Source organism: Methylomonas sp., assembly GCF_023228165.1.
Lineage (GTDB): Bacteria > Pseudomonadota > Gammaproteobacteria > Methylococcales > Methylomonadaceae > Methylomonas.
This window is the reverse complement of sequence record NZ_JALOBS010000027.1, coordinates 54,185-68,360: the sequence shown is the minus strand read 5'-3', so window position 1 is coordinate 68,360 and position 14,176 is coordinate 54,185. Positions and strand designations below refer to the sequence as shown.

Below are 14,176 nucleotides of genomic sequence, written 5' to 3'. Positions count from 1 at the left end.
GTGTGCTCTTCCGATCTTTTTATAAGTCCAAAAGGCAACTCATGGCTGATTTGTTAACATTGTTAGAGGACGTGGCTCCCGATAACCCGTGTGGTGATTATCTGGAATATGATCCCGCTTATCTTGAACTGGGCAAGAATATCCAGGGAAAGTCAGAGGACCCTATCACTGGCGAAAAAGCACAGCCCCCTAATTGGCGAGACATTCATAAGGAATCCTTAGCCATTTTGCAACAAAGTAAAGACATGCAGGTTGTCATTTATTTGTTGCGAGCACTCGTCAATCTTGAAGGACTGCTTGGATTTCGAGATGCTTTAAAGCTTTTGTACGGCCTGTTGGAAAAGTATTGGGATGAGCTGCACCCTGTTCTGGATCCGGATGACGATCTTGACCCCACTACACGCGTCAATATTCTTGAAGAGCTCAGTAATTTCGACTCAGTGCTGTGGCCGCTCACATTGGTTGCATTAGTGGATTCGAAGGCTGTTGGCCGCTATAGTTTGCGCGATTACCACCTCGCCACCGACAAAGCGGAGACGCCTGAAGGGGTTACTAAGCCGGATGTTAACAGTATTCGGGCGGCATTCATGGATGTGCCCGAAGAAACGGTTACGGCAAGTTACCAGGCGATTAACGATAGCATTAGCCTGGTACAACAGCTGGATACCTTTGTTGGCGATAAGGTAGGCATTGAAAATGGCCCCGACTTGTCCGGTTTGTCTTCCCTGCTCAAGGAAATGCGATACGTGTTCGATCAATACGCGGAAACCGGCGCGGGTGAGGCGGACGCACTATCCGGCGATGAGCAGGATGCGGCGGGTGAGTCAAGCTCTGGAGGTTCATCGCGCAAGGCGGCGGCCGTCGGTGGCGTAAACTCCCGCCAAGATGTTTTAAAAACACTGGATTTAATTTGTAAATATTATCGAGAAAACGAACCCTCCAGTCCCGTGCCCATCTTGCTGGAGCGGGCAAAAAAGTTAGTTACCGCCGATTTCTTGCAAATTGTGCAAAACCTGTTGCCGGATGGCATGTCCCAATTAGAGCAGATCAAAGGTCCCGATCCGGATGCGGATCAATATTAATAATCAACCAATAGTGGAGTAGGAAATGGCCGAAAGTAGTCAGAAGTTCATTCAACGAAACAGGGCGCCACGCGTTCAAATCGAATACGATGTGGAAGTTTATGGCTCTGAGAAAAAAGTACAGCTTCCTTTTGTGATGGGTGTGCTTTCCGATCTCTCTGGTAAACCTTCCGAACCGTTACCTCCCATCGCCGATCGGAAGTTATTGGAAATAGATGTCGATAACTTCAACGAGCGTTTGAAGTCCATGAAGCCCAGAACGGCTTTTCAAGTGGCTAATACTCTTACCGGGGAAGGTAACCTGAATGTGGATATCACCTTTGAAAACATGGATGATTTCTCGCCCGCGGCCGTAGCCAAAAAAGTGGCCGGTCTGGATAAAATTGTGGAAGCCAGAACTCAACTATCCAATCTGATTACTTATATGGATGGTAAAACCGGCGCCGAAGAATTGATTGCCAAATTGATCAACGATCCGGCCTTATTGCAAACCTTGGCTGAAAAGGCCAAACCGGCCGAAGCCGAAAAACCAGCTGATTCTGCTGAAGGAAGTGGGGAGTAAGTTATGGCCGAATTAGATACACAAGCCCAGCAGGGCGCCACGGAAACCTTGGAACTGGATGATTTTTCGGCATTGTTATCGAAAGAATTCAAGCCCGGAACGGAAGCGGCTAATCAGGTCAACACCGCAGTGTCGACCCTGGCCCAATTTGCCTTGCAAGATGTTTCAAAAATTTCCGACGATGCCATCAAAAGCATTCAATCCATCATTTCCAGTTTGGACGAAAAAATTTCCGAACAACTGAACTTGGTATTGCACCATCCCGATTTTCAGCAGTTGGAAGGAGCTTGGCGCGGTTTGCATTACTTGGTGAATAACACTGAAACCGATGAAATGCTGAAAATCAAAGTTTTCAATGTTTCCAAAAAAGAACTGGGTAAAACCCTAAAAAAATTCAAAGGTACTGCCTGGGATCAAAGCCCGTTATTCAAAAAACTTTACGAAGAGGAATACGGCACCTTCGGCGGCGAACCGTTCGGTTGTTTGGTCGGCGATTATCATTTCGACCATAGCCCACCGGATGTCGAGTTGTTGGGTGAAATGGCAAAAATTTCTGCGGCTTCTCATACGCCATGCCTTTCCGGGGTGGCGCCAACGGTTTTGCAAATGGACAGTTGGTCGGAACTGGCCAATCCGCGCGATTTGACCAAGATTTTTCAGACGCCGGAATATGCGGCATGGCGGTCATTACGCGAATCCGACGATGCACGTTATTTGGGTATGGCCATGCCACGCTTTCTGAGCAGATTGCCATATGGGGCTAAAACAGATCCTGTGGATGAATTTGATTTTGAGGAAGACACCTCCGGTGCGGATAGCAGTAAATATACCTGGTCTAATGCCGCTTATGCGATGGCGGTCAACATTAACCGGTCATTTAAACTGTATGGTTGGTGCTCGCGTATCCGCGGCATAGAATCGGGCGGTGCAGTGGAAGGCTTGCCGGTACACACCTTCCCCACAGACGATGGCGGGGTTGATATGAAGTGCCCAACCGAAATTGCCATTACCGATAGACGGGAAGCCGAGCTGGCAAAAAGCGGTTTCATGCCGTTGATTCACAAAAAGAATAGCGACTTTGCCGCATTTATCGGCGCGCAGTCGTTGCAAAAACCGGCCGAGTACGACGATCCCGATGCGACAGCTAATGCCAATTTGGCCGCGCGTTTACCCTATTTGTTTGCAACATGCCGTTTTGCCCATTACCTGAAATGTATGGTTCGGGATAAAGTAGGTTCGTTTAAAGAACGCGATGATATGGAAAAATGGTTGACCAGTTGGATTAACAATTACGTCGATCCGAATCCCGCCATGTCGGATGAACTGACCAAATCGCGCAAGCCTTTGGCGGCGGCCGAAGTGGTGGTAGAAGAGGTTGAGGGTAACCCAGGCTATTATTCGTCCAAGTTTTTCTTGAGGCCGCATTATCAGTTGGAGGGACTCACTGTTTCCTTGCGATTGGTTTCCAAATTGCCTTCTGGAAAAGGTGGCTAAGATTGCCAGGGAAGGTTTTGAATGTTTCAGGGGGCTTGTGTATGGTATGAGTAGACCAAATAAGCGTTTTGTTAGTTAAATAGTAACTTTAATTATTTTCTTTAAAAGAAGGAGTAGGTCATGGCAGTTGATATGTTTTTGAAAATCAAAGATGTAAAAGGTGAAGCGCAGGATGACAAGCACAAAGATACCATCGACGTGCTGGCCTGGAGTTGGGGGCTGTCCAATAGCGGCTCAACCCATATGGGTGGCGGTTCCGGCGCCGGAAAAGTGAATGTGCAGGATATAAGCGTAACCAAATACATTGATAAAAGTAGTCCGGATCTGATGAAGGCATGCTGCAACGGCAAGCACTTTGAGACGGCGGATTTAATCGTCCGGAAAGCCGGCGAGAAGCCCGTTGAGTATTTAACCATTACGATGACTGATTTGATCGTAACTTCTGTTTCTACCGGCGGTTCAGGCGGTGAAGATCGCTTGACCGAGAATGTCACACTTAATTTTGGCGCAGTCAAAGTCAAATACATCGAACAAACCGCGAAAGGTGGTGAAGGCGCGAAACCTGACATGGGTTGGGATATTGCGGCAAACAAAGCGCTTTAAGCTTTTTTGCATGTCTTAAACGCCTGCCCATTATGGCAGGCGTTTCAATTATAAAGAGTTTGGACGCTTATGATTTCAAGTGTAGCGGAAGTTAGCTTAAAAGACGGACGCCTGGATGATGCGCTGGCGCAATTGCAGGATCAGGTGCGTAAAAGTCCGGATGTGGCGAAGCACCGAGTGTTTTTGTTTCAGCTACTGGCACTTAATGGACAGTGGGATAGGGCGCTCAATCAACTCAATGTCTGCGGTAATTTAGACGATGCGAATTTGGCGATGGTGCAAACATACCGGGAAGCCATTCGTTGCGAATTACTCCGCGAGAAAATTTTTAGAGGTGAAACCTCGCCCTTGGTATTTGGCGAGCCCGAACAGTGGATTGCTCTATTAATTGAGGCGTGTAAGTTATCTGCGCAATCCAACTATACCCAGGCGGGTGAAATGCGCGATCAGGCTTTCGAGCAGGCGCCGACCTCGTCCGGCAGTTTTAATGGAGAGCCATTCGAATGGCTTGCCGATTCGGATAGTCGGCTGGGACCGGTTACGGAAGCGATTGTCAATGGCCGTTATTACTGGATTCCCTTTAATCGGATTGCCAAAATAGAGATAGAAGCCCCGGCCGATTTGCGGGATTTGGTCTGGTTGCCGGCCCAATTTACCTGGACTAATGGCGGCAGCGCATTTGGTTTAATTCCTTCCCGCTATCCGGGTACCGAAAAAGCCGAGGACGCTGCATTGCGTTTGGCGCGTAAAACCGAATGGCATGAGCCTGCGGCAGGTCATTACCACGGTTTAGGGCAGCGCATTTTGATAACCGACAATGGCGAACATGCCTTATTGGATACTCGGGAATTAATCTTTAATACCGCAACTTCAGAATAAAAATGGCTGAGCTTGTTGCTAAAGAGCGTTTGCAGCCTTCCTTGCTGGACCGGCTCACGGACTATGCACCGACGGAGAAAACCGAATCGCGCGAGCAGCGTGTCATGTCCTACCGGCAATTGCGGCAAAGCGTTTTAAGAGATATCAGCTGGCTGTTAAATACCACGGCTTTTGAAGCCCTGGAGGACTTGTCCGCCGCGCCTTACGTGGCGCGTTCCGTGATAAATTACGGCATACCGGCGCTATCCGGCACCAACTTTAGCAGTGTGGATGCCGGGCTATTGGAACGCAAATTAAAACAAGCTATTGTCGATTTCGAGCCCAGAATTTTAGCCAATTCGCTGCGAATTGAAATCATAGCCGCTCACGATGAAATGAGTCATAACTCCCTGTCTTTCAAAATCGAAGGTGATTTATGGGCACAACCGTTGCCGGTTCACTTGTTTATTCGCAGCGATCTCGATCTGGAGACCGGTGAAGTCACCGTTAAGGAAGTAGGCGGCTAGTCATGGATCCTCGTCTGCTTCATTACTATAACCGCGAGCTGCAGCATGTACGCGAAGTCGGTGCCGAGTTTGCCAGTGAATTCCCTAAAATTGCCGCCCGCTTAGGTCTGGATGCCTTCGAATGTTCCGACCCTTACGTGGAGCGGTTATTCGAAGGTTTTGCCTTTATGGCGGCCCGGGTCCAGCTAAAAGTCGATGCCGAGTTTCCTAACTTTACCCAACATCTGCTGGAAATTGTATATCCGCATTATTTGGCCGCCACGCCGTCAATGACCGTGGTGGAATTTAAGCCGGATTTAACCGAAGAAAGTCTGGCGGAAGGTTTTTTGATAGACAAAGGCAGTGCTTTACGCAGCCAAATCGCCAAAGGCGAGCAAACGGCGTGCGAATACCAAACCGCATACCCCTTGCAACTATGGCCATTGGAAATCGGTCAGGTGGAATACTTACCGTCTTTGGCGGCCGTTTCCAGTTGCGGTTTGGCCGACCCCAAGCATTTGCAGAATGTTAAAGGGGCTATCCGCATCGTGTTGCGTTGCACGGCCGGCGTGCGTTTCAATCAGTTATCGCTGGACACCCTGCCGCTGTTTTTACGTGGAGCCGGCGCGATTCCTTATCGCTTGTATGAACAATTATTGGCCAATTCAAAAGCCTTGGCCTGTAAATTTAAAAATGGCTCGCAAGTCCAGGTTAAATTTGCCGGCGGAAAATGCGCACGGGGCCTGGGTTTTGAAAAAGAAGAAGCCATGCTCAGGCAAACGCCGCGTTCCTTCGATGGCTATCGAATTTTGCAGGAATATTTTGCCTTTCCCGAGCGTTTTTTGTTTGCCGAATTATCCGGACTCTCATCTTTAATTGCCGATTGTCAAACCGATGAGCTGGAGTTGTTCGTATTATTGGATCGCAGCGATGCGCAACTGATTAACGCTTTGGATAAAGCCAATCTGGCTTTGTTCTGCGTGCCTGCCATTAATCTGTTCCCTAAGCGCACGGATCGTTTGCATGTCGATCAACGCCAATCGGAATATCATGTGCTGGTGGATCGCACGCGGCCAATGGATTACGAAGTCGTTAGCGTCGAGCATGTGGCTGGTTTCGGCGAAGACCGTAACGAGCAAACCTTTTTGCCGTTTTACGGTTCAAAAAGCGTGTATCAGAATCAGTCCGAAACCGCCTATTACATGTTGAGGCGGCAAAAACGCATTTTGTCATCCAAGCAGCGTCGCAAGGGCATGCGATCCAGCTATATCGGTAGCGAATGTTTTATTTCCATAGTCGATACCGAACAAGCGCCTTATTCGCCGCAGATCAATCAAATGGGCCTGGAAACGCTCTGCACTAACCGCGACTTGCCGATGGTGATGCCGGTAGGTTTGGGGGATACCGATTTTAGTCTGCAAATCAGTGCGCCGGTTAAATCGATTCGCTGTATTTCCGGCCCCACCCGACCGCTACCGGCTGCTTATGCCGGCGAAAGTGTCTGGCGATTAATTAACCATCTCTCGCTGAATTATTTGTCGTTGATCGATAGTGATCCAAAACAGGGTGCCGCCGCTTTACGTGAATTATTAAGTCTTTATGCCGATAATCGCGAGCCCACCATCAAAAAGCAAATCGAAGGAGTTATCTCGGTAAATGCCAAGAACGTGGTCAGACGTATCGATTCCAAAGGGCCCATGGTGTTCGGGCGCGGCCTGGAGATTACGGTTTTGCTGGATGAATCCGCATTTGAAGGTGGCGGCTATTTTCTGATGGGTACGGTTTTGGATCAGTTTTTTACCCGCTATGTATCTATTAATTCCTTTATTGAAACCGTCATCCGCACCACGGATCGCGGAGAGGTGGCGCGATGGCCAACCCGAATCGGACGCCGGCACACGTTTTGATCGACGAGCTGGAGCAGGCCGCATACCGTTTCGATTTTTTTGAAACGCTACGCTGGATTGAAGCGCTCAATGCAGATAAACCCAGATTGGGGACGGCGGTTAAACTTAGCGAAGACGCCGTGCGCTTGTCTCAAGAGCCTGAATTGCAATTTCCAGCCTCGGCATTAGCGTCCTGTCATGTGGGGGGCTCGGGGGTGCCCAGATTGGCCGTCAATTTTTTGGGTTTGTTCGGTCCCAATGGCCCCTTGCCCTTGCATTTAACTGAATATGCAAGAGAACGCTTAAGGAATCATCACGATCCGACCATGGCGCGGTTTGCCGATATTTTTCATCATCGGATGATTTGTTTATTTTATCGTGCCTGGGCCAATCCCCGCCCGACTGTCAGCTACGACAGGCCGCATGCAGACCGGTTTGGTTTTTATGTTGGTTCGTTGCTGGGCTTGGGGGGCGAGGCGTTTCGCCGCCGTGATGCGCTGGATGACAGGGCCAAGTTTTATTACGCCGGACATTTTTCCGCCCAGACCAAATCGCCGGATAGTTTGCAGGCCATTATTGCCGACATTTTGTCGATACAAGTCCGCATAGAAGAGTTCATTGGCGAATGGATGGAGATCCAGCATAGCGATCATAGCCGTCTGGGTTATACGCCGGAATTGGCAACTTTGGGGCAATCGACTTTATTGGGGGCTTTTGTCTGGGGCTGTCAACATAAATTCAGAATTGTGCTGGGGCCGTTGAAATTAGCCCAATATCTGGCCTTGTTACCGGGAGCCGCGGGTTTGGCCAAATTGGCCGCCACGGTGCGTAATTTTTTGGGTGACGAATTGGTTTGGGATGTTCAGCTGATTCTACACAAAGATGAAGTGCCGGCGGAATTGAGTTTGGGTATACCCGCCAAGGCCGATCGTTCCAGTATGAGCGGTGAAGCCAGATTGGGGTGGAGCATGTGGCTGGGGCCGCGGCCGAGCCAGCATGATGCTGATGACTTAACCCTCAATCCGTTCTTTGCCGCCAGTAAAACATAATTTTATTCATTCATTCAATACAATCACCAATAGGGTAAAAGCGATGGCAGAAATAAGCCGAGTCAAACTGTTTGGAAAATTAAACCGGGTCTGCTACAAGGCTATCGAGGGCGCTACCGTGTTTTGCAAACTCAGGGGTAATCCTTATGTTGAGCTGGTGCACTGGTTAAATCAATTACTGCAATTGCCGGACTCGGATTTGCACCGCATCATCAAACAATACAGCCTGGATGGCTCCCGTTTGGCCAAGGATGTCACCGATGCGCTGGAACGCTTGCCGCGCGGCTCCACCGCCATTTCAGATTTCTCGCCGCATATCGAGGAGTCGGTCGAACGCGGTTGGGTATACGGCACCCTGATGTTCGGCGAAAGCCAGGTGCGTACCGGGTATTTGTTGGTGGGCTTGGTCAAAACCAAATCCCTGCGCAATGAATTATTGGGTATTTCCAAGGAATTCGAAAAGATCAAGCCCGACTCGTTGTCGGATGAATTGGCGCAGATTGTCTCCGGTTCGCCCGAAGACGGCTTGGCGGCTACCGACGGCTTTCAATCCGGTGCGACACCTGGTGAAGCCAGCGGCGCCATGGCGCCGGCGGCCATGGGCAAACAGGAAGCCCTGAAACAATTTACCGTCGATCTGACCGAACAAGCCAGAACCGGCAAAATCGATCCCATCGTCGGCCGCGATGAGGAAATACGCCAGTTGATCGATATTCTGATGCGCCGCCGCCAGAACAATCCGATACTCACCGGGGAAGCCGGGGTGGGTAAAACCGCTGTGGTGGAAGGCTTTGCCTTAAAAATTGTGGCCGGCGATGTGCCGCCTTCGCTGCGGGATGTCAGCTTGCGCACGCTGGATGTCGGTCTGCTGCAAGCCGGGGCCAGTATGAAAGGCGAGTTCGAGAACCGCTTACGGCAAGTGATAGAAGAAGTGCAATCTTCGCCTAAACCCATCATTCTGTTTATCGATGAAGCGCATACCCTGGTCGGCGCCGGCGGCGCGGCCGGCACCGGCGATGCCGCCAATTTATTGAAACCGGCCTTGGCCCGCGGCACACTCAGAACCGTTGCGGCAACCACCTGGGCGGAATACAAAAAACATATCGAAAAAGACCCGGCTTTGACGCGCCGTTTCCAAGTGGTGCAAGTGCTGGAGCCTAGCGAAGAGAAAGCCATTCGCATGATGCGCGGTGTGGTGTCGGTGCAAGAAAAGCATCACCAAGTATTGATTCTGGATGAAGCCCTGGAAGCAGCCGTTCAACTTTCTCATCGTTATATACCGGCCAGACAATTACCGGATAAAGCCGTCAGCCTGCTGGATACGGCCTGCGCCCGGGTGGGTATCAGTCAGCATGCCGTACCGCCGGCCGTCGACGATTGCCGAAAACGCATCGATGCCCTGGATACCGAGTTGACCATCATCGGTAAGGAAAAAACCGTGGGTATCGAAGTGGTTGGCCGCGAACAGGAAGCCACCGAAAAGCTTGAAGTCGAAAAATCTCGCTTGGCTGAACTGGAAATCCGCTGGGAAACCGAAAAAGGTTTGGTCGAGAAAATTCTGGGTTTGCGCGCCAAACTTAGAGAGGCCGGGCATGCCGTCGACGAAGCGGCCAAGCCGACCGATGCCACGGCGGACACCGCCGCGCAGCCGGTAACTGAAACGGCAGAGGATAAAGAGACATTACTGGCGGAGTTAAGGGCGTTACAAACCGAATTGCATGCATTCCAGGGCGAATCGCCCTTGATTCTGCCGACTGTGGATCATCAGGCCGTAGCGGCGGTGGTGCAGGACTGGACCGGTATTCCGGTTGGCCGTATGGTGAAAAACGAAATCGAAACCGTGCTGAAGCTGGCCGACAATCTGGAGCAGCGCATTATCGGCCAACGCCATGCCCTGGAAATGATCGCCCGCCGCATTCAAACCTCACGGGCCGGGCTCGACAACCCCAATAAACCGATCGGCGTGTTCATGTTGGCCGGTACTTCAGGTGTCGGTAAAACCGAAACCGCCCTGGCATTGGCCGAAGCATTATATGGCGGCGAACAAAATGTCATTACCATCAATATGAGCGAATATCAGGAAGCGCATACCGTTTCTACTTTGAAGGGCGCGCCTCCAGGCTATGTCGGTTACGGCGAAGGCGGGGTGTTGACCGAAGCCGTGCGCCGCCGGCCCTACAGCGTGGTGTTGCTTGACGAGGTGGAAAAAGCCCATCCCGACGTGCATGAAATCTTTTTTCAGGTGTTCGACAAGGGCTGGATGGAAGACGGCGAAGGCCGGGTAATCGATTTTAAAAATACTTTGATTCTGCTGACCACCAATGCCGGTACCGATTTGATTGCCGGCCTTTGCAGCGATCCGGAGTTGATGCCGGATCCTGAAGGTATTTCCAAGGCCTTGCGCGAGCCTTTGTTGAAAGTCTTCCCGCCTGCTTTGCTGGGTCGTCTGGTGGTGATTCCGTACTACCCGCTCAACGACGAAATGATAGGTGCCATCGCCCGTCTGCAACTGGGCCGCATCAAGAAACGCATTGCCGAAAGCCACAAAGTGCCGTTCACTTACGACGACGAAGTCATCAAACTGATCGCCAGCCGTTGTACCGAACTGGAAAGCGGCGGCCGCATGATAGATGCGATTCTGACCAATACCGTGTTACCGAAAATCAGCGAAGAGTTTTTGGTCCGCATGGTCGAGGGTAAGCCGATTGATCGGGTGCATGTGACTGTGCAGGATGGGGAGTTTGGGTATGGGTTTGAGTGAAATTAATTTTTCCATGATTGGATGGAAATGCAAAATGCCTGACCTGGTTACTAAGCCGCAACACACTGAAGGAGGCATGTAATGGCAAGCAGATTTTCCGAAGCCTATGGAAAAATCGTTGCAGCTTTGGCGAGTAATAAATTTTCCACGGATAAGGACTGGCAGGCGTTGATTATCAGGGCGCGCAAACTGGCGGGTGCGGATGGATTTGATACAGGCGAAGCGAGTCTGGTCGAAGATTTGCGTAAAAAACTTGCCAAGGCGGAAGCTAATGGCTCGAATGAAGCGGTCTCGTTGTTCGGAGCTGCCGGTGAAACCTTGAGCGGCACGGGGGCGGGTGTAGTGGTGGATGCGGAGCTGGGCAAACGATTGGGTGCGCTCAAAACCTTGCGGCACACTTACTTTCTCAAGCGATTTGGCGGGCACAAGGTTTGGTGTTTGTCAATTCCCACCTTGTTTACCGATTGGCCTTGCGAATCGCTTGCCGGCGGGCTGGGTGGCGTATCCTCGAAGTTGAATGACCGCAACGAGCGCTTTTCCCTGGAACAACGCAAGCATATCAGTCATGCATCCCAAGAAGGTCTGAAATGGGTGCATAAGGCTATGGCCGTTGCTGGCAATCCTAAGAAGGATAAAAACTTTGCGATTGTTGCACGCTGGTTTGCGGACAGTTCCAGTAAGGATGAAGATGTGATCGCGGCGGCAAGTACACTCAACGCAGGCCTAAAAAAAATCGCCGCTAAACTCAAGTCGGGCCAACTGATTTACACCGACTCCGTTTCCGAAAGAGGCACCACCGAAAATCAGGGTACCGAGGCTTTTGTCTGGGGCGACCCCATGGACGTGGTTTACATTGAGGAAGAGTTTTTCGGTACCTCGAACACATTAACCGGCCTGACAAATTGGGCGCGGATTGTGGTGCATGAGCTCACGCACAGGGAAGTGAAGACTAAAGATCACGCTTATGAGCACCAAGGTATCAATCCCAAGAAATTGAGTGCGGCCAAGGCCATTGAAAATGCCGATAGCTGGGCATGGTTTTGCGCTGATTGTGCTGGCGCGCTCACAGCCGGAGTGGTTAAAAATGCACTTGATCGCTAGACATATAGCACTGCTCGGTTGTTTGGCGAGTTGCATGGCGTGCTCTGCCAGTGAATCAACATCAACTCAAATAAAGGAAGTTACCATGACTAAATCAGGAAGTCGGATTCCGGCACCGGTTGTCACCCCTATTATTCACAATGGGGTGCGATATGAACAAGTACCAAACGGTTTGTTGGCTGGATTCGAACAGATGGGCGGATATTTGGTCGCTATCGATGAATCCACGGGTTCCACTCTTTGGACGCTTAAGGTCTATGACAACCTGCGCAAGCCGGAAAAAGAAGGCGATGTGCAGGACGTGTTTTTCAAATCAATGGCATTACAGGCGGATGGCACTTTGTTGATCGAAAACGAGCGCGGTAAAAAATTTATAGTCGATCCTGCAAAACAATCTTCAACGCCTAGCGATTGATCGTGTCGTGCGGCTAAATCAATTTTGGCGCTTACCGGCGCGAGTCGTTCGATTTTCGGTGATTTTAAGATGACTCGAAGTAATATCAATTCGGCGGGCGGGCAACCCGCCCAGCAGGACATGAGGGACGAAGCCGTCCGGTTTGCCGTGCGTGTGCATCAAGAATCAGCTGGAAATGGCCGCATGGTTGATTATTGTAAAGTGGTTTCGCAGCTAGGCAATCCACTAAACTTCGATTAACCGTCAGAGGTGTTGCGCTATCGCGAAGCCGCCTTACTATCTAAACAACTGGAGTAAGCAATACGAAATCTGGACGACTCTCATCCGCGAAGTATCTTGAGTTGATACGTGATGTTGGATCAGGTGCTTTATTCGTTTGGTTGCTTATATTAATGATTTAGCGGATTAATTCGGAGTTTTATAATGAGTAAATTTACGCCGGTTTATACAAAGGCTAAGGATGTATTAACTAAACAGAAGTTCGCAGAACCGGATTGGAATGATTATCTGACCAAAACTTGTCCAATAGCCTTAATGTTTGGTGATTCTGGATTTGATTCCGGGCGTGCCGACTTGCCGGCAAAATTGCGTAAGAAACTTCATGATGATGCCAAGCACACTAACGCTGTTGCGGTGTTTATTTTAGGGGGTGGGCCGGGCGAGGTTATTTACAATGCTGCGCAGAATAAACTTTCGGCAGGGAATTGGACGGAACGTGCGGCGGCGTTGAAGATGGTTAAGCATGTTTATCATGCACACAAAAAAGGTGGGCAGGATGTCTGGGTTTATTCGCCCCCTAAGAAACACAATAAGGATGTTTTTACTGAATTAGCGGGATGTACCGAAAAAACGGCAACTTCAAAACTTGGCGATGAGAAAGAGATATTCAGTGACGAAGAGCGCGGATTAATGTGCGATGCATTGGGGTTGTCGCTCAAAATAGCCATGGATGCTCAGGTCAAGGTTGATGCCAAAAAAGCCGCTACCAAAGAAATTATAAAACGCTGGTTTTTAGACGAGACTTGCGGCGATACAGAAATGAACGATGCGATCAGCAAGCTCTCAGCCGGCATCAAAAAAATCTCTGCCGCATGTAATTCAACCAGTCTGGTGTTTACTGATTACTTGGATTGGCGTAAGCAGCGAAATGATTATTTTGGTGCTGCGTTTCGGGGTGGCGAAGGGGGCGGATTTCCGGTGATTTATTTAGAGGGCGCTTTTACCCGCCTAAAAGGCAATAGTGGAAAACTTTGGCTTTGCGCGGAAACCATTCTGCATGAGTTATCTCATCATGAGGTCAGTACGCAAGATCACCGTTATGATAGTTCGGGGTTAAAACCGGATAAGGCCAAGCTACCCTTTGCCAAAACAATAGATAACGCGGATAGTTGGGGGTATTTCATGCTGGACTTGGCGGGTTATTTATCCGCTTCCGACTTAGCGAACACCTGGAAATAATTCTGCACCAAACAAGTGTAGCCAATCGAATATCAGTAAGGGCAATAAACATGACCAATCAAGATACGTTAATGGCAAAAAGGTTGGGGCCTAAGGATGTGCCGGCCGTGACCATCAAAAACCTGCGTTTTGAGGCGATACATTGGGGCAAGGATAGAGGGTTTGCCCAAAATGGAGGATATATCGCGGCGTTTGATAAAACCAGTGGAGAAGAGTTATGGACTCTTAAGATTTACGATATTGTCTATGATCCTGAGCTTGAATCCGATGTACAGGACTTATTTATTAAGTCTATGAAAAAGAGCTGGTTTGGTAACGTACTTAAAATTATTGACGAGCGTGGGCGTCAATATAGCGTTAATACGGACGACCGGACAGTAGTTGCGGGTTGATTGACAAAG

Annotated in this window: 14 protein-coding genes; all 14 read left to right on the top strand. The window is 49.9% G+C overall.

The features are described 5' to 3' along the window. The coding region (tssA, locus tag M0R33_RS18250) for a type VI secretion system protein TssA (RefSeq protein ID WP_292572619.1) at window positions 1-1,082 on the top strand (1,082 nt) is incomplete at its 5' end. Between the two features lie 25 nt (window positions 1,083-1,107). Further along, window positions 1,108-1,644, top strand: coding sequence for a type VI secretion system contractile sheath small subunit (gene tssB, locus M0R33_RS18245; protein WP_292572616.1), 537 nt, complete (start codon window positions 1,108-1,110; stop codon window positions 1,642-1,644). A gap of 3 nt (window positions 1,645-1,647) precedes the next feature. Then, window positions 1,648-3,138, top strand: a complete 1,491-nt coding sequence (gene tssC, locus M0R33_RS18240) for a type VI secretion system contractile sheath large subunit (RefSeq protein ID WP_292572613.1) — start codon at window positions 1,648-1,650, stop codon at window positions 3,136-3,138. 120 nt (window positions 3,139-3,258) lie between these two features. Then, complete coding sequence (locus M0R33_RS18235; RefSeq protein ID WP_292572610.1) at window positions 3,259-3,741, top strand: type VI secretion system tube protein Hcp; 483 nt, start codon at window positions 3,259-3,261, stop codon at window positions 3,739-3,741. Window positions 3,742-3,810: 69 nt separating this feature from the next. Then, complete coding sequence (locus M0R33_RS18230) at window positions 3,811-4,620, top strand: type VI secretion system accessory protein TagJ (protein WP_292572606.1); 810 nt, start codon at window positions 3,811-3,813, stop codon at window positions 4,618-4,620. Between the two features lie 2 nt (window positions 4,621-4,622). Then, window positions 4,623-5,126 (top strand): type VI secretion system baseplate subunit TssE, encoded by a 504-nt coding sequence (gene tssE / locus M0R33_RS18225; protein ID WP_292572603.1) that lies wholly within the window; start codon window positions 4,623-4,625, stop codon window positions 5,124-5,126. A gap of 2 nt (window positions 5,127-5,128) precedes the next feature. Beyond that, a complete protein-coding gene (gene tssF, locus M0R33_RS18220; protein ID WP_292572601.1) occupies window positions 5,129-7,012 on the top strand; it encodes a type VI secretion system baseplate subunit TssF in 1,884 nt (627 codons plus the stop codon). Beyond that, a complete protein-coding gene (gene tssG, locus M0R33_RS18215; protein WP_292572598.1) occupies window positions 6,976-8,040 on the top strand; it encodes a type VI secretion system baseplate subunit TssG in 1,065 nt (354 codons plus the stop codon). The genes tssF and tssG overlap by 37 nt, the downstream gene beginning before the upstream one ends. 43 nt (window positions 8,041-8,083) lie before the next feature. Then, on the top strand, window positions 8,084-10,801 hold the full coding sequence (gene tssH / locus M0R33_RS18210) for a type VI secretion system ATPase TssH (RefSeq protein ID WP_292572595.1): 2,718 nt from the start codon (window positions 8,084-8,086) through the stop codon (window positions 10,799-10,801). Between the two features lie 81 nt (window positions 10,802-10,882). Beyond that, window positions 10,883-11,902, top strand: a complete 1,020-nt coding sequence (locus M0R33_RS18205; protein WP_292572592.1) for a M35 family metallo-endopeptidase — start codon at window positions 10,883-10,885, stop codon at window positions 11,900-11,902. A gap of 85 nt (window positions 11,903-11,987) precedes the next feature. Continuing rightward, on the top strand, window positions 11,988-12,317 hold the full coding sequence (locus M0R33_RS18200; RefSeq protein WP_292572589.1) for a hypothetical protein: 330 nt from the start codon (window positions 11,988-11,990) through the stop codon (window positions 12,315-12,317). A gap of 69 nt (window positions 12,318-12,386) precedes the next feature. After that, a complete protein-coding gene (locus tag M0R33_RS18195) occupies window positions 12,387-12,557 on the top strand; it encodes a hypothetical protein (RefSeq protein WP_292572587.1) in 171 nt (56 codons plus the stop codon). A gap of 183 nt (window positions 12,558-12,740) precedes the next feature. Next, window positions 12,741-13,775: a M35 family metallo-endopeptidase gene (locus M0R33_RS18190; protein WP_292572584.1), complete on the top strand. Its 1,035-nt coding sequence runs from the start codon at window positions 12,741-12,743 to the stop codon at window positions 13,773-13,775. A 50-nt stretch (window positions 13,776-13,825) separates the two neighbouring features. Then, window positions 13,826-14,167, top strand: a complete 342-nt coding sequence (locus M0R33_RS18185; protein WP_292572581.1) for a hypothetical protein — start codon at window positions 13,826-13,828, stop codon at window positions 14,165-14,167. The last annotated feature ends 9 nt before the right edge of the window (window positions 14,168-14,176 follow it).